At 48.9% G+C, this 17609-nt stretch carries 12 protein-coding genes; all 12 read right to left on the minus strand.

Annotated features, from left to right (window positions below; all coding sequences use genetic code 11):
- Positions 1-18 precede the first annotated feature (18 nt).
- The 12 genes from OCV62_RS04600 to OCV62_RS04655 all read right to left on the minus strand — a co-directional run bounded on the left by OCV62_RS04600 (position 19) and on the right by OCV62_RS04655 (position 17567).
- Positions 19-1839: a GGDEF domain-containing protein gene (locus tag OCV62_RS04600; RefSeq protein WP_262585373.1), complete on the minus strand. Its 1821-nt coding sequence runs from the start codon at positions 1837-1839 to the stop codon at positions 19-21.
- A complete protein-coding gene (locus tag OCV62_RS04605) occupies positions 1826-3145 on the minus strand; it encodes a hypothetical protein (RefSeq protein ID WP_262585374.1) in 1320 nt (439 codons plus the stop codon). Before OCV62_RS04605 ends, OCV62_RS04600 begins: the two co-directional genes overlap by 14 nt.
- Positions 3146-3175: 30 nt before the next feature.
- Complete coding sequence (locus tag OCV62_RS04610) at positions 3176-5095, minus strand: glycosyltransferase (protein WP_262585375.1); 1920 nt, start codon at positions 5093-5095, stop codon at positions 3176-3178.
- Entirely contained in the window at positions 5095-6225 is a 1131-nt protein-coding gene (locus tag OCV62_RS04615) for a glycosyltransferase family 4 protein (RefSeq protein WP_262585376.1), read from the minus strand. Before OCV62_RS04615 ends, OCV62_RS04610 begins: the two co-directional genes overlap by 1 nt.
- 224 nt (positions 6226-6449) lie before the next feature.
- On the minus strand, positions 6450-6803 hold the full coding sequence (locus tag OCV62_RS04620) for an Hpt domain-containing protein (RefSeq protein ID WP_262585377.1): 354 nt from the start codon (positions 6801-6803) through the stop codon (positions 6450-6452).
- Between the two features lie 26 nt (positions 6804-6829).
- Positions 6830-8863, minus strand: a complete 2034-nt coding sequence (locus OCV62_RS04625; protein ID WP_262585378.1) for a diguanylate cyclase — start codon at positions 8861-8863, stop codon at positions 6830-6832.
- A gap of 217 nt (positions 8864-9080) precedes the next feature.
- The gene (gene pyrF / locus OCV62_RS04630) at positions 9081-10010 is read right to left on the minus strand and encodes an orotidine-5'-phosphate decarboxylase (RefSeq protein WP_118762770.1); all 930 of its coding nucleotides are present in this window, start codon (positions 10008-10010) and stop codon (positions 9081-9083) included.
- 60 nt (positions 10011-10070) lie between these two features.
- Positions 10071-11084, minus strand: coding sequence for an acyltransferase family protein (locus OCV62_RS04635; RefSeq protein ID WP_262585379.1), 1014 nt, complete (start codon positions 11082-11084; stop codon positions 10071-10073).
- The gene (locus OCV62_RS04640; RefSeq protein WP_262585380.1) at positions 11081-12148 is read right to left on the minus strand and encodes an SGNH/GDSL hydrolase family protein; all 1068 of its coding nucleotides are present in this window, start codon (positions 12146-12148) and stop codon (positions 11081-11083) included. The genes OCV62_RS04635 and OCV62_RS04640 overlap by 4 nt, the downstream gene beginning before the upstream one ends.
- Positions 12149-12211: 63 nt before the next feature.
- Positions 12212-13285: a tetratricopeptide repeat protein gene (locus tag OCV62_RS04645; RefSeq protein WP_262585381.1), complete on the minus strand. Its 1074-nt coding sequence runs from the start codon at positions 13283-13285 to the stop codon at positions 12212-12214.
- 39 nt (positions 13286-13324) lie between these two features.
- On the minus strand, positions 13325-16096 hold the full coding sequence (locus OCV62_RS04650) for a glycoside hydrolase family 3 protein (RefSeq protein ID WP_262585382.1): 2772 nt from the start codon (positions 16094-16096) through the stop codon (positions 13325-13327).
- An 85-nt stretch (positions 16097-16181) separates the two neighbouring features.
- On the minus strand, positions 16182-17567 hold the full coding sequence (locus OCV62_RS04655; RefSeq protein WP_262585424.1) for an RsmF rRNA methyltransferase first C-terminal domain-containing protein: 1386 nt from the start codon (positions 17565-17567) through the stop codon (positions 16182-16184).
- Between the last annotated feature and the right edge of the window lie 42 nt (positions 17568-17609).

The following is a 17609-nucleotide window of genomic DNA, read 5'->3' on the forward strand; positions in this document are numbered from 1 at the left end:
TCCTTTCAGCTCTCCTCCTCAATTACAGGAAGACTGCTCTTTTGCTTTCTCCATCTGCTTCCATTTTTTCTGTGAAAGGCGCAGCAGCTCTCGGATTTCATAAGTATCTGTTTCTTCTGTCGTTGCCCACGTCGCCGTATAGCGGATCGGATATTCCGGATTTAAGCTGTTATATTCCTCTACCTGATTGTCCAGGATCCGGATCATGGCTGCTGCCTTTTTGCTGCTGCACTCTTCAAAAAATACAACAAAGCGGCCAATTCCATTATATCCTCTCATGCCTTCCGTATCTCCCATCAGCTGTACCAGTCCGGCGAAATCCTTTAACACGCCATCGCCTACGGTATATCCGAACCGCTTTGTCAGTTCGGACAGATTATCCAGACTCAAAGTAAAGCAGGTGAAAGCTTCCGGCAGAACCTTTCCCGCCATTTCTCCAATATAAATATTTAACTTTTCCCGGTTCGGCAGCCCTGTCTTCTTGTCGACATACAACAGATAGTCCACGATATCCGACAGTCGTCCCAAAAGGACTGCTCCGCAACAGCCGATCACGAAAAACAATACCAGCGCGAGCATAATATAGAGCTTGATATTGATCGAAGGTGCTACGCGGACAGAGCTGACCATTTTCAGATAATCCGCACTGATATACAGATTCAACTCCTTACTGCTGGTATTGACGATTTCATAATATTCCTGGAGCTCGTTCTCATAATCAGTGATCATCTGCTCCATCTTTGCATGCTCTTCCTCTGTTCCACCAAAGGTCACGTTCTGAAATGCCGTCAGGGTCTCTTCCTGAAACTGACGATCGATCTTGTCTGCCGCAATGGTCTTATCAATTCCGACCAGCTCAAGGATCAGGTTATCGTAGGTTGTGATCGCCTTTGCACCGGCTCCTGCATCCTCGATGGTTCCCAGAATATAATTAGAGGAGACATTGTCTCCGCCCTCTGTAAAATAGCTCTCCAGAATTCCGGCATTCTTTTCCACATAGGAAGCGATCAGCCTTTCGATCTCACTGCGCTGCTGTGCTCCAACCTCTTCACTGTTCTGGGAATCTGCAATGCTGTTTGCAATAAATTCCTGCAGGATCTTACCATCCCGTATCTGCGGTCCATCCAGAACATATGCATACAGCTTCGGAATCTCATATTTTTTCAGTTCAGAATAAATCGCACAGAGATCTTTGTACGTATAGCCTGTCTGGGAGGATCTGAAGTTCGGGTAGCTTTCCCGCTTTGCCAGCAGAAAATCATGCATATCGTTGGTATCGTTTTCGAGGATACGGACACATTCATAATAATCATAACCGTTATCCAGAAGATTCCTGGACGGATTCAGGGACAGCTTCTGCTCCACATATTTTTCCGTATAATAGGTACAGTAGCTCTGCATGATCGCATCCAGCATATTGCGTGCATAGCTGCCGCCCAGCTTTCCATCCACCACCAGACTCACCTTATAAGTATCCGGAAAATAGGTGACTTCTTCTCCCTTTTCGATCAGTGCATCGTTGATCTTCTCCTGTTCCTCTGAAATAATCGGTGTAACGCTGCAGTTCGATCGTACTGTCGTCAGTCTTCCGGATGCTCCAAGAGAATCCATCGCCTGTGCAATTACGGTAGAGGAATAGATTTCATTCACATCCAGATCAGAACCGTCCGGGGCATAGCCGTCCTTTATGCCGTCATTTGTGTACTTCAAAACAACAGATGCTGTATATTGCTGCTTTCCCTGCGCATACAGGTAAATCATTGCCGCCCCTGCCATCGTCAGCAAAAAAATCAGCATACTAAAACGTTTCAGATATCGCAAAATCTCAAACTTTTTCACTTTTCTTTATGCCCTTTCTGTTCTTCCTGACTTTCCTCAGAGAATTCAAGCCCACCATAAACGCCAGAACTGCTGCAGCTTTCATTCCTGTCTTTTTTACGTTAATTCGTTGAGTAAAGGACGCATTATTATAAGTAAAAGAGACATAGTTCTGTGACTTGTATCTGATATATGCCTTATCCAATATAAACAGCTGATCCGAAATCTCATTGATTCCGCTTTCCAGCTTGTTGATCATATCCTGTGCTTCCTTCAGACGCCCTGCATCATCGGTAACCGTCTGCATCTTCTCCACTACATAACTGGTATCCACGATTTCCGACTGATAATCCGTCGCTGCCTGCAGCGAGCTGTCCGCAGAACGCGCCATATTGTCCATTGCAGTCTTTGTCCGGGACATGTAATATTCTTCCATCTCATCTGTCGTCGGGATCATGACAACGGATGTCATGGACTTTTCATATACGGAAATTCCGTTTTTGTTGGCATCATAATATGCCATTTCCTTCTGTGCGGCAATATCGTCGATTTTGTTTTTGTACTCCAGAATGCTGATCAGCAGGGAAGCATCCTTTGCAATCCCTCCTTCGATCACGTAGGCCTTCACATTCGGAATATCATAATCCACAATATTGTTGATCTGCTTGCTCAGCGTCGTGAAGTTATTGGTAGACGAATCCGGATTTTCGGTATCGACATAGCTCTTGTTTTCGCTCAGACGCGCATTTAAATACTGCATGATACATTCTGCCCGCAGCTCCAGCTCATTCAGACGCAGGTAGGGCTCACAATCTGTTGTAACTTCGAGTTTTTCCTTTAACATGTCCTGATTATCGCAGTAGTTTTTCTGAAAAAACTCACGGTATGCTTCACAGATACTTTTCAGCAGACTGATGGTTGTCCGATTTTTCAGTTCCAATCCGTCTGCATTGAGATTGATATTATAGGATGTGCTGATGTAATCGTCACTTCCGCCCACATGTCCCGTTCCTTCCGGAGTGATGAAGACATGGCTGGCAAGCTCCGATGCGGAAATGCTTCCCTGCAAACCAACTTTTTCGATGGCACGCTGCATAACCTCCTCTGAAACGATTTCATAGGCGTTAAAACGGGTTTTATTCGGGCTTAAGCCCAGGGATGCCTCTGAATAATTAAATGAAATATTCGCGCTGGACCAAATGCCGCTTTCCGCATAATGAATGCATCCAAACAAAATGCACAAGATCAGCATATAATATGTCATCCGATATTTGTTTTCCCACAGTATCTGAACTGCTCTTTTCACTTTTCCTTTAATTTCTTTCATTGCACTATCCTACTTACGGCATTGGAAGGTTTAGTTAATATCGATCACTGAAAGCTCCGGAACATTATTGATCCTCGGCCATTTGTCGGAATCTCCCAGTCCACGGCTGACAATCAGCGTCGCCTTGTTGTCAAGGGTATAGACACCTCCTCCATACTCCGGGAACAGTCCCTCTTCCGCAGAATAAAGAGCGCCCAGCTTCGGCAAACGGACAATTCCGCCGTGGGTATGTCCTGCAAGTCCAAGGTCAAAGCTGTAATTTTCCAGCTTCTCCGGGAAATAAGTAGGCACATGCGCAATACAGATGCGCAGATCATATTGATCCTCTGCTTCCTGCGCCTCCATACACTCTTTCGCTCCATAGCTTGCAAAATCTTCCGGTTTTCCTTCTATACCGATCACACTGACCGTATTGTCATACAGGGAATAGGACGTTTCCTCGTTCCGCAGGATTTTCACGCCTGCATCTTCGAAGCGTTTTACCAGTTCCTCATCTCCCTGATGATAAATCTTCACGTCCTCATGGTTGCCCAGCACACCGCATACCGGTGCGATCTCTGTCAGCTGGCTGCAGAGGGAGATCATATTGTCATAAGAATCCACAGTATCATTTACAAGGTCTCCGCCAAGCAGAATCAGGTCCGGTGAAAGATTTTCTATATCCTCTACAAGATCGCCGTTATCCATTCCGTATTCCCGCAAATGCACATCTGTCAGAAAAACTACCCGAATACTATGTGTCAGCTTTCGGGAGCTGACCTGATAAAATTCCGCCGTATAATTCGTCCGGTTATCGTAAATATTTTTGGCAAGTCCGCCTGCCAAAAGCAGGATCAAAAACAGAAACTTCGCCAGAAACTTCATTCTTTTTTTTAATCTGCTTTTTCCAGCTTTCTTTTCCGTATGTTTTATGTTTTTTGCAGGTTCTCTCTCTATGGGCAAAGCTTTACTGCTGCTTCTTCTCTGATGTACCTTGCGTACCAGCGCCTGTTCCCGCATCCGGTTTGCATAGTGATTCGGCGCAAGTGCAAAGACAAGAGCCTTTGCTCTGCGTCTGGCTTTATAGGCACATTTTAAAACGACAAGTCTCTTTACACCAAGCTTTTTTCTGCTTTTTGGTTCACTGGCACAATAGCAATCAATATATTTCCAGGACAGATCATCTTCCAGAAGCCTGCGCAGCTTCCGGGGCTTTACTGTTTTATAAAGCTTCCTCAGTCCATCGTAGATCTTCACCCTGTCTGCAATTTTTTTTGCGTTTAAGGCCGTGGAATTCATAATAGAATCACTTCTGGAATTATCATAATGATAATAGACATAATCTGTCAACACAACCCGTTCCGCTTTTAACAATGCTCTCGGTGTAAATTCTTCATCTTCATGTAAAATACCGTACTCAAAATACAGGTCATTTCTAACAAGAAAATCTCGCCGAAACATGGTTCGGATAACCTCTACCCGAAGTGCACCACCCTCCAGACATCCCATCAGATATGCCGGGCCGCTATAGATACGATGATACTGAAAACGATCCTCCGCCACCTTTTCAAACCGTGCCATCCCTTCAGAGGGCTTCTCCAGTGCCATTTTGGAGATAATTATATCTGCAAAGCCTGCCCTTGCTTCCTTCCATAGGTTGGCACAGGCCTGGGGCTCCAGATAGTCATCGCTGTCTACAAATAAGACATATTCCCCATGCGCCCGCTCCAGTCCGTAGTTGCGCGCATCCGACAAGCCGCCGTTCGGTTTATGGTAAGCGATAATCCGTGCATCTTTTTTTGCATAATTGTCACAAATTTCTCCGCACCGGTCAGGGCTGCCGTCATCTATAAGAATAATTTCCAACGACAAAAAATCCTGCGCAATCAGTGACTCTACACACCGGACAAGATACTTTTCCACCTTATAAATTGGTACAATTATTGAAATTTGCACATCTTGTTTCTTCATCAGCAATTTTGCTCCCAACGCTTCTCATTTTTTCTGTTCAGAGCACATTTGTAAACATCTTCATGCCATTCGATCACTGCATCATAATCAAAATTTTCTTTGACATATTCTATTTCCTGCTTTAGCAGTACTTCGTCCTTTGGAGTTGTCAATTCTTTCGAAAGCGCAGCCGCCAGCGAATCAATATTCTCTGCCTCAAACTCTGCCCCGTATTGTTTGGTAATCACCGTATTTGCCGGAATATCACTGACCAAACATCTTCCGCCACAGGACATTGCCTCCAGAAGGGCAAGGGAAAGTCCCTCGGTATGACTCGGAAGGACAAATAGCCTGCAGTTGGAAAACAGCTCAGCGAGCTCTTGTCCCTGCACCAGGCCGGTACGGATCACCCTCGGGTCTGCATCGATTTTGTGGAGCATTTCTTTTCCAAATTCCGTTTCCGGGATCGGGCCAGCCAATACCAGGCGTTCCTGCAGCCGGAGCTTCTGATACGCCTCCAGCAAATCCTGCGGACCCTTTTCCGGAGAAATCCGTCCGACATACAGAATATAGCTGTCTTTTTCCAGGCCATATTTTTCCCGGATGACATTACAGGAAACCGGTGTGATCCGTTCCACTGCATTATGGATCAGAATAGAGTCCCGATTATACTTCTGCAGAAAATATTGTTTCTCCTCTTCGGAAAGAACGATTACTTCATCAGCAAAACGGGCGGCAACTTTTTCTCCCAGACGGAGATAGAAGGAAGCGAAACCACCCCACTTATCACTTCTCCAGTTCAGTCCATGCACCGTGCATACCGTATGCTTGCCAAACAGCTTTGCAAGAAACAATGGAACGGAGGGTCCGATCGCATGATAATGAATGACATCAAAATCATGGAATATTGTATCAAATGTCGCCAGAAAAGAATAGACCATCGCATTCAAAATCTGCTTTTTAAATGTAAAAATCCGCTTGACCCTGACGTTCTGTTCCAGATAAGCATTATGCCCCTTTTGCCTGCCTCTGTTGTACACGGTTACCTCATGTCCTCTGGCAGCAAGTCTGGTCGAAAGCTCATAAACTACCACCTCTACGCCTCCGGAACGAGAAGGGAAATCTTTATGTCCTATCATCGCTATTTTCATCTGTGTCTTCCCTTTCATTTGTATTTTTCTGAAGAAGAATGTCTCCTTTGTGATATCGTTCTCACTCTTTCTTAACAGAATCTTAACACGCAGTGCCCAACTGCAGTGTATCGTCTGATTCTGCTGCGCCTTTTCCCCTGAGACGCATATTTCTTCCTCTGTTCCCCGCTCTTTTAGATTTTTCCCTATCAGTTTAGATCAAGCTTCACTATCTGTAAAGATTTTCAGAAATTTTCCAGCTCCTTTAGCACGGTTACTGTGGCTTCGTACGCTTCTGCCACCTTCTGATATAACTCCTCGCTGCCCTCGGTCTGACGTCCGCGCAGCTTTTCGGTCAGCTCGCAGTCTATTTCGTATAATCTGTCCAGCCCAAGATTGGCGCAGATACCCTTTAAGGTGTGTGCGGCGCGGAATGCGTCCTCTCCGTCCTTTTCTTTCAGGGATTCCGTCAGCTCCTCAAAGCTCTTGTCTTCCAGAAATTTAACTGCAAACCGTTTTACCAGCGCTTCGCTGCCCATACGTCCCAGCACTTTGTCAAAATCAGATCCGATTTTTTCATAGCATTCTCTGACTGTCATCTTTTCCTCTCCTTTTCCCTTATCCTCTATCCTTCTGTCTTCAAACCCGCCACGAGGGTGTTACCCCCCCCCAGAGGTGTCCAGCTATTTCTGTGCTCAGCATTCATCAGCTGAATCGGGATATCTTCTTTTATCTCCAGCAGACATTCTATCAGCAACGGATTGAACTGTCCGCACTCTCCTGCGACGATCATTTCAATCGCCTTTTCATGTGGAATCGCCTTTTTGTATACACGCTCGTTGGTCAATGCATCATATACATCTGCAAGGGAAACCACCTGTGCTGAAATCGGGATCTCGTCCCCCTTTAAGCCGTCCGGATAACCTTTTCCGTCATAGCGCTCGTGATGCCAGCGACAGATCTGTTCTGCAATACGTACCAGCGGTTCCTCCTGATACTGTTTCAGATCTTGCAGCATCGACCACCCGATCACGGTATGCTTTTTCATTTTTTCATATTCTTCCTGCGTCAGCTTTTCGGGCTTATTTAAGATGGCTTCCTCAATGCCGATTTTGCCGATATCATGAAGTGCCGACGCCAGTGCGATCCGGTTTAAGTCTCCCCATGTCATCTGGTATCGATCCGTTTTCTGCATCAGCTTTTTCAAAAGAATCTTCGTCAGTATTCCGATATTCCGGACATGCTGTCCGCTCTCTCCGTTTCGGCATTCTACGATATGACTCAGGATATTGACCATAATTTGGTTGTTTTTCTCTTTTTCCTGCATCTGGCCTGCAACCAGGTCGATCAGCTTGCGCTGCTTTGCATACAGCTTGATGGTATTATATACACGTTGGCGAACAACACTTGTATCAAAGGGTCTGCCGATATAGTCTGATACGCCCATTTCGTATGCCTGACGGATATGTAGCTCCGAGTCTTCGCTGGAAATCATGATGACCGGAATATCTTCGATGAGATGTTCTTTATTCATCACCTTCAAAACACCGAGTCCGTCCATTCCCGACATGATGAAATCCAGTAAAACGATAGATATTTCTGTCCCGTATTGATGCAGCAGCTCCAGACACTCCTCGCCGCTGGATGCTTCTATAATGTCAAACCTATCCTTCAGCATTTCGAAGAGAATCTCCCGGTTGATCTTGGCATCATCCACAATGAGGACAAGTTCTCTGCCGGAGTCGCGTTCCAGCCTTTCTCCGACCTCCTGACGGATTCCCTCCGTACTGCTTTCTGTCACAACCTGATTTCTATGCTTCTTTGCCTGATACATCAGCCGATCCGCACGCTCCAAAGCGGTCCCCACAGTCTCTTCCACCGTCGTTACTCCTCCGATGCTCACAGAAAGGGAGATACCCGGATAGCCGTCCAAAGTGGTCTGATGAAGCTGTTTTTGGATCTGGTTGAGTTTTTTGTCAAAGGCGTCCTTCCGGATCCCGGGCAGTACCAGCAAAAATTCGTCCCCGCCATAGCGGATCAGAAAATCTGATTTTCGGATATTGGATAAGATCACTTTTGCAGCACTATTGAGTGCAAGATCCCCCACATTGTGTCCGTAGGAATCGTTATAATATTTAAAATTATCCAGATCCATCATCGCAATGCCCACAGGTCCCCACATATTTTTGACCTTTTCTTCATAATAACGGCGGTTGAATACACCTGTCAGCACATCTTGATAGAGCTTCTCGTTATAGCCCGTCAGCTGTTCAATCAGATATTGTTTTTCCTCCAGATCCGTCAGTGCATCCTCATCCAGACGGTGTACCAGCTCCATCACGTAAGGCTTTCCATTCATTTCCAGATATCTTGCGATCACCTGATAGATGTCATTCCCCACAATCTCCAGCTTGCACTTTTCTTTTCTGCTTCTGACTGCCTCCAGTGCAATGCAATGCTTACAGGGAGCCGAGTATTTCCACAGATCATAACAATGGCAAATTTCTGGTGCATCGATCTCCACCGGTTCTGCTTCCATGCCATCGTTTCTTCGCAGCAGCCTTTCCCCGTCCAGGAGCCTCACAATCGGAAAAAGCCTGCGGAAATATTTCATTTCTTTCTGAACCTGTTCTTTTGTTATGCTGACTTCCTGATTCATTCTTTTTTCCTCGCTGCAATATATTACATTTCATTTATTATATTGCGTTTTTTTTGACTTGTCCATATATTACGTTTTTTTGCCTTGTCCATCCCCTCGTGCCTTGGCACATTCTTTTTTATATAGAGACGCTGTTTCCTACACGAAAAAGGCGGAAGCGCCAGATACCTGACAGCTTCCACCCGATTTTTTTCTATATTCTGATTGACGTTTTCATTTATTTGCGTCCCTGCAGCGCCTGTGCGATATCTTCTCTCATATCGATAACCGCCTGTCTGGATGCGTCCGCATAGTTAGCCGCACCAAACTGTGCATATTTTTCCTGCTGATATGCTGCAATGATGCCGCGGGAAGAGTTGACAATCGCGCCAAGTCCGTCTTCATTGAAAAAGTGCACCAGATCAGCGCCCTTGCCGCCCTGTGCGCCGTAGCCGGGCACGAGAATGTAGGACTTCGGCATCACCTTGCGCAGCGCCTTGCCCATTTCAGGATAGGTTGCGCCAACAACCGCACCAACATTGCTATATTCGCTGCCCATGCACTCGCTGCCCCATTCGGCAACCTTTTCACCGACGATTTCATACAACGGTCTGCCGTCCACCAGACGATCCTGGAACTCACCACTGCTGGGGTTGGAAGTTTTTACCAGCACAAAAATGCCCTTATTTTCTTCTTTGCAGACCTTTATGAACGGATTGATGCCGTCGGAACCCAGATACGGATTCACCGTTGCAAAATCCTCGTCAAAGGGTGCATAGCTCTTTTCTCCCACTACTACTTTTCCGAGATGGGCAACCGCATAAGCCTCAGAAGTGGAACCGATATCGCCGCGTTTTACATCGCCGATGACAACCAGACCTTTCTCTTTGCAGTATGCGACGGTCTTCTGAAATGCGATCAGACCTGCTACGCCGAACTGCTCATACATGGCGATCTGCGGCTTTACTGCCGGAATCAGATCCGCTACTGCATCCACGATGCCCTTATTGTACTGCCAGATCGCTTCTGCAGCGCCCTTTAACGTCTCGCCGTATTCCGCAAAAGCAGCTTTCTGAATCTGCTCCGGAATAAATTTCATCATCGGGTCCAGTCCGACAACGATTGGAGCATTTGTCTTTTTGATATTTGCAATTAACTGGTCAATCATATCTTTTTCTCCTTTTTGTTTTCCTGGCTTGCGTCAGTTTTCCAAGCTTCTGCTATGGTATCACATTCTGCTTCGGGCAACAAGTCCGGCGACGGGGTCTTCGATCAGTTTTTTGGAAAATACCGCACCTGCGCCGGTCAGAAGCAGCGCCAGAATCAGAAACGCTGCGTTCGGCAGTCCGATCTGTACCCGCACCATGCCGAGCCCTTCTAAAATTACAGCATGCACCAGATAAATCTCATACGAATACCGATCCGTCCACAGCACAGCATCCGAAATCCGACCTCCGATTCCTTTCCTGCAGAACCGAAAGCCGCTGCCTGCAAGCAGTAACATGCCAAAGCACCACGACCACCAAATAAACGAATCCGTCTGCGCCCTGCCAAGGGCCAAACCCGCACCTGCTGCCGCAAGCATGCCGATATAGACAAGCAACTGCGCGCCGATACGCCTTCCCGCCTGATGGATCTCCCAGACCAACATACCGAGCAGAAAATAATGCAGGTAATAAAAAATCATCATGTAATCACCGTATCCGGTTTTTACCCACAAATACCGCAGAATCAATGCCAGTACATAGCAGAAAAACGCGCTCGTACAGCCGCGGATCAGGCGCACAAAGACCGGCACAAGCAGATAAAACGCCATAAACAGGCTGATCGTCCAGGTTGCGCTCAGGTTTCCCCAGAAATCATTCGGTGCAGGGATCACGCTGTTTGTCAGGAAAAAATACCGAAGCCAGTACAGGCCCTGCGGGTCTGCCGGAATATCCTTTAAAATCAGCCCGTGCAGCAGGATGTTATAAAGGATCACCCCATAATACAGCGGAAGAATCCGCACCAGACGTTTTTTATAATAGGTCAGCAGCTCTTTTTTTCCAGCCGTCGGGAGCTTTTTGTCACAGCAGGCGAGATAGCCGCTGAGGACAAAAAATAGATACACGCCCGCCGCTCCCTGATTGGCAAGCCACGCGGCTTTTCCCGTCGCTCCCAGCCTCGGTGCAAGGTGGGTGATAAACACTCCGATACAGGCAAGCGCCCTCAGAAGCTGAATGTGTTCGTATTTTTGTTTCATATTCTTCCAATGCTCTGCATCAAAAACCGGAACATTGCTGCGTAGGTTGCACCATCATAATGCAGTCCGTCTGCCTGCGTGGTATATCCGCTGCCCGCCAGAAACACATACAGATTCAGTCGTCCGATTCTGGCATCCAGCCGGTTGTTTAACTGGTTGTTAAAATATTCTACCGCCCAGTTGCGTTTTCCGTATTCGTTTTCCCCGACCGGACCGACCGAGGCGAAGTACACCGTCGCACCTTTCGAAATCCAATCCTGTGCATATCGGTTAATCGTCGTAATATAATCGTTGTGTCGTGATAAATCATTGACGCCGTAATTGAGAATAATCACTGAGCCGGGCGTCATATACTGGTCGACGTCCTTTTTCGCCTGGGCGGTGGAAAGCCAGTCCACGCCACCTCCAAAGCATGCCACAAAGGCCGTACCAGGCCATGCTGCCGTTCCACCGACTGCATTCGCCATCTGTCCCGTGCGGGAGTCCCCGACGAAGATGACGTTGCCGCTGCCCGCCGGAATGGGGGTTTTCTGCGCAGCCTGCGCCTGAGCCAGTGCCGCCTGCTGTACTGTTGCCTGCTGTACTGCTGCCTGCTGCATTGCTGCCTGCTGCGCCAGTGCCGCCTGCTGCGCTGCCAGTGCCGCCGCTGCTGCTTGGGCCTGTGCCACCTGCTGTTTCACCGCTTCCGCCTGTGCAGCAAGCGCTGCCGTCATCGCCGCATCCACGCAGACCGGCTGGCAGGCTGTCTGTGTGATATAGCCGATCGCATTTCCATAGACAATCTGGTACATGCCACTTTTCCCGCTGCCGGTCTGCCCGCATACGTTGACCGTCGTGCCGACCGGTAAAATACCAAGTGCTGCAGAGGTTTTATCCGCCTGCTGCGTCACCGTTTTTTCTTCCCCGACGACTGCTGCCATCGTAACCGGCGTCACTTTTTTCCCGGATGCTGCCTGTGCCGTCATCGATATCGACAATCCGAGACAAAGGCACAACGCCAGACAGCAGATACGGGCGATCGCGCCGCCAAAAACCGTTTTTCTGATTTTTACACGTTTCTCCATAGTCATTCCCTACATTTCTTTCTAAGCAGCCATGCGACTATACTGTCCTGTCCGTGTGTGGGACTACCGCGTCTGCAGAAATACCGCTTCCCGCTGTGCCTTTTCATCGTCCGGATACAAAGCAAGGTACTGATCCATCGCAAGCTTCGCTTTATCGTACTGCCCAAGGTATTCATACGCTACCAGTTCGTTGAACATCAGCGACTGCGTCGCCGTATTGCCCTCTACTTCCAGCCCCGCCTGGAACGCTGCAAGCGCCGCTTCATAATCGCCGCCCTTTAATTTGCAAAGCCCGAGCTGATTGTACAAAGACGCGTCCGGCGTTTTGTTCTGCAGGTAGGTGTTATAGACACTCGCCGCATAATTGTAGTCACCGAGTGCCTCATAGGTCTGACCGAGCAGGGACGCTGCTTCCGCACCGCCGTTTTCCTGCGCCTTTTCCAAAGAGGTACGGGCCTGCTCATAATCGCCCAGGTAGTAGCTGATTCTGCCGAGATCGAAATCCGAAATCCGCTTCCTGTCGCCGTCCAGAACATTTTCCAGATAGGATTTTCCAAGATCGTCCTGTCCGTATTTGCTGCAGCTGCAGAAAATATCAATCCGGATGTCGTAATCGTTCGGCGCAGCCTCAACCGCCTTATCAAAATCGGCTTTCGCAGCGTCCGTACTGCCCTGCTCCAGCTCCATGGTTCCTTTTAAGTACCAGGCGGTCTTTTCCCCGGGCTTCAGATCCGTGATTGCCTGATAAACATGGATCGCTTTGTCGACCTGTCCGTTCCGATAATAGGCGGTCGCCAGATAATAGTTGATGTCATAATCCATCGCATCCGGACGCGGGCTGCTCTGCCCCAGCGCCTTTTCAAAGCTCGCCGCTGCATTCTCATAATCCGTCATGCCCATGTAAGCCAGCCCCTGCCCTCTGTAAACCTGACGCATATCCTCTTTATTCAGGGCTGCCGCCTCGAAGCAGGTCAGCGCGCCCTCATAGTCCATCTGCTCCACCAGCGCAATTCCCTGCGAAAGATTATCCTCCTTCGCAGCACCGCAGCCGGTAAGGAGCGCGCACGCCAGAAGCGCCGTCGCAAACACAATGCAGATCTGTCTATCCTCTCTGTCTTTTTGTTTCTCTTTCTTCACGTTTCCTCCAGTCCGTACGCAAAGCCCTTGTATGCCGTTTTATTCCTGCACCAGAAGGATTTCATCCATGCGGACCCCGCTCTCGCCAAAGAACAGCGTCAGCTGGTTTTCCCCGCTTTCCGGGAAGCTTATCGTTACCGCACGCTCTATGATCTTGTTGTCGGTTCCGTTAAAGGTCGTCGTCTGCTGCAGGACGCCGTTGACAAAAATGGAAACCGGCAGCTGCGCAAACGGATTTTCTCCGGAATGCATTTTAAAAATCATCTGATAGCTGCCTGCTTTGGAGACGTCCAGCAGATACCCGGCGCGCACGCCCTTCTGGGTGCTCAGCTTTGTCAGATCGAGCTTTGTCTCTTTTTCTACTTTCTGGCTTGCGATCACATTTCCTGCCATCGCATCCTTTGCCGGATTGTTAATTTCTTCACATACATCAAATTCCCGATCACAGAAACGGTTCATCACCGGAGAACGCATCAGAAAATGACAGATATTCTTTGCATTTCTGACCAGCTGTCCTCTTGTGAGTCGTCCATCTGCCAGGCCCTCCATCGTGTTGTCATTTGCAGAGTTCGAAGCAGAATCCGAAACAACCATGTAAACGTCGTTCTGAGCGCGCACCATCGGAATCGTATTGCTCTGGGAGCCTTCCTCGCCTTCCTCGTTCATCTTCGCCCACCAGTCGGTCATTACCACGCCCTGGTAGCCCCAGTCTTTCCGCAAAATCGTCGTCAGCAGGTCGTAGTTGCCTGCTGTCCAGATTCCGTTGATCGGTCCGTAGGTAGACATAATGCTGTAGGCATGTCCTTCTTTTACTGCGATTTCAAAGCCTTTTAAATAGATCTCGCGCAGCGCACGTTCGGAAACAACGCCGTTTGCATCGTGCCGCTTAAATTCCTGGTTATTTCCCGCAAAGTGTTTAATCGTTCCGGTCACACCGTATTTTCCCATGCCCTTTAACTGAGCTGCAGCCATCGTACCTGCCACACAGGGGTCTTCCGAAAAATATTCAAAGTTTCTGCCGTTTAACGGATTGCGATGAATGTTCATGCCGGGCCCCAGCAGCGTGTCAATCTGATTCTTGCGCAGCTCCATTCCTTCCATCTCATAAAGCTGTTCCACCAGCTCCGGATTAAAGGTGCAGGCAAGCAGTGTGCCGTTTGGCAGGGAAAAGGCGATGGTTCCGCAGTCCATACGGATTCCGGAGGGTCCATCCGAGCAGCCCGCAACCGGGATTCCAAATGCCTTTAAGGAATCCGTCACACCGCCGAATGCAGACGCAATGCCAGGTGTTGCCTTCGGAGAGCACATGCCCTCTCCCCGGACCAGGCATGCCAGATCTTCGTCCGATAACTGTGATAAAAACTGTTCCAGCGTCACCTTTTTATCACAAACATCCGCTAACTTCCAGCCCTGATCGCCGATGCAGGCCTCTGCCTCCGGGCGTTCTGTCCGGATTCTTTCTGCCAGATCGACACTCCGCAGAGGCGCTGCCTGTTTTCCGATTTCCAGAACCGGCTCTCCGTCTATGCCCTTTTTACCCGTTTCGACCGGAACCAGACGCTCATATGGCTGTACCGGTGCAAGTGCCTCTTCCAGTCTGGAAATGACGCACAGCTCGTCTAACTGCACCTCGCAAACCTTTTTCGCGCTGCGGACATCTGTTCCGACATAGATGCCATAGGCGCCAGCTTCCAGCACCCAACAGGATTTCTCCCCGGTTACACCGCTGTCATCATAGGATGCACTCTTTTCCAGGGAAACGACGAGATTTACCTCCTCCCCCTCTCCTGGCGTAAGCAGCTGCGTCTTGTAAAAGCTGTTTAGATTCCGGACAGGCTTGCCAAGCTTTCCCTGAGGCGGGCAGACATACACCTGCACGACTTCTTTTCCGGCAGTCTTTCCGATGTTTTTAACCAAAACGGTAAGTTCTGCTTTCGTACCATCCGTTCTTGTATTCAAAACCTCCACGGAAAAATCCGTATAAGACAGACCAAAGCCGAAGGGATAGCTTACTTTTTCCTTTGCAAAGGTTTCAAAATAACGGTAGCCAACGTAAATATCCTCTGCATACACATTGCATACAGCATCTCCAAAATTATCCGTAGACGGATAATCCGAAATATCTGCTGCGATCGTATCGCTCAGCTTACCACAGGGGTTCACTGCGCCGGTCAGAATATCTGCCGCCGCATGTCCGCCCTCCTGACCGCCCTGCCATACATACAAAACTGCCTGGGGCTGGTAGCGGTCCACCCATTTCATATCGATGATATTGCCGACGTTTAACACAACGGCAGTCCGTTTGAATGCGCTACAGACGGTTTTGATCAGCGCCTCCTCCTCTGCTGTCAGCAGATAGCTTCCCGGCTCTGCACTGTTGTCCATGTCCTCGCCTGCTGTTCTGCCCAGCACAACAACAGCAAGATCAGAGGATGCTGCCGCTTTCTGTGCAAGCGCCTCGCTGACCGGCATTTCCTTCTGGCTCCATGGCTCCTGCGCCCAGCCTTCTCCCATATCAAAGGGATTTTCCCGGATCCAGTCCTGATAAACCGCTTCCAGCTCTTCGTTGACCGAAATATCCTCACATTCTTTCAGACTGTCGAGAATATTTGTCCTATACGGTGCATTTACCATACCGCCCGATCCGGTTCCGCTCTTATAATAGGTAAAAGCAATCCGTCCAAACACGGAAACTGTCTCTCCTTTTCGGATCGGAAGTGCCTCTTTCTCATTTTTTAAAAGAACACATCCCTCTGCTGCCGTCTGTCTTGCCAGGGCAGCGTACTGATCGTAATCCAGTGTAAATCTCATAATGTTTTCCTCCTTTTTTTGGTTCCTGCATATGTAAAACAGAGTCCTGCTCCGCCTGCGGCGGGTTGCACAGACAGCACATCTGTCACATTGTTTTTCGCAGCCCTTTGGGATAATGATTTTTTAAAATCCCGCCTGCCAGCTTTCCCCAGCCGAGGCTGTATCCATCTACGCAGACCAGCTGCCAGCCCTTTTCCCCGTCTTTGGAAAGCGTCATACCGTTGATCCACTGCCTTGCCTCCTGGCTGTCACCGGAAAGGTTGCAGCAATGCACTGCCTCTTTAGGCGAAAGCGAAAGTGCCAGCGCATGTGCCGGTTCAAACCGCCCTTTTTTCATCGTGCCCAGATGCAGTCCCGGACGCAGCACCTTTAAGCCTTTTAAAGCCGGCATGTCCTTTGGCGCAAGATAAAGCTGGTCGCCGAACAATAAAAAGATTCCATCAAACTGCTTCTTCAGGCTTTCTCGTTCAAATTCTTTCCATGCAGCAAAATCCTTGGGCGCAATTCCTTTCTGGATTCCATACAGGCTGCGCGCCCGGTATCCCTCCGGCACTTCCCCTGTTTTTTCAAGCACCGCCAGAAAATGTCCTTCTCCATGCAGCTTATGGGGCCAGAGACGAATGGTCTTTTCCATTCCGTCCGGGACGGGCTCGGTTCCCGCCCAGTCCGGTCTGCCCGGCTCCATACCGTCATAACGGTGCGTCTCTTTTATGGAAAATTCCGGATGCCGCAAAAGGAATCGTGCAACACTGCCTTCATCCTCCTGCATCGCAAACGTACAGGTCGAATATACCAGCCTGCCGCCTTTTTTCAGCATTGCGGCAGCTTCGTCCAGCACGCTGTCCTGCCGCTTTGCACACAGCTCCACGTTTTCGGGACTCCATTCGCTGCAGGCTTCCTCGTGCTTTCGGAACATCCCCTCACCGGAGCAGGGGGCGTCCACCAAAATTTTATCGAAATATTCCGGGAAATAAGCGGACAGTCGCTCCGGGCTTTCGTTCGTCACAACTGCATTGGTCAGTCCCATCCGCTCCACATTTTCCGAAAGAATTTTTGCCCGCGCCGGATGGATCTCATTGCAGACTAAAATACCTTTTCCCTGCATCGCAGCACCGATCTGGGTGCTTTTCCCGCCGGGGGCAGCGCACAGATCCAGCACATAATCCCCCGGCTGTACGTCCAGATATCCGACAGGCGCCATCGCGCTCGCTTCCTGAATATAATAAACACCAGCCTCGTGATACGGGTGCTTGCCCGGTGTATCCTCTTCGCTGTAATAAAAACCGTTTTTCTCCCATGCAACCGGCGTCAGATGAAACGGCGATTTTTCTGTAAATTCCTCCCGGTCCGTTTTGCGCGGGTTGAGCCGCAGCGACTGATAATGACCGGATTCATAGCTTTGCAGAAATGCTTCGTATTCCTCTCCCAGCATTTCCTGCATGCGCGTCAAAAACGCGGACGGCAGATTCATAATATTCCTCACTTTAATTCATGATTTATCCTTATCATAAAC

The organism is Gallintestinimicrobium propionicum (assembly GCF_025567525.1).
Lineage (GTDB): Bacteria > Bacillota > Clostridia > Lachnospirales > Lachnospiraceae > Gallintestinimicrobium > Gallintestinimicrobium propionicum.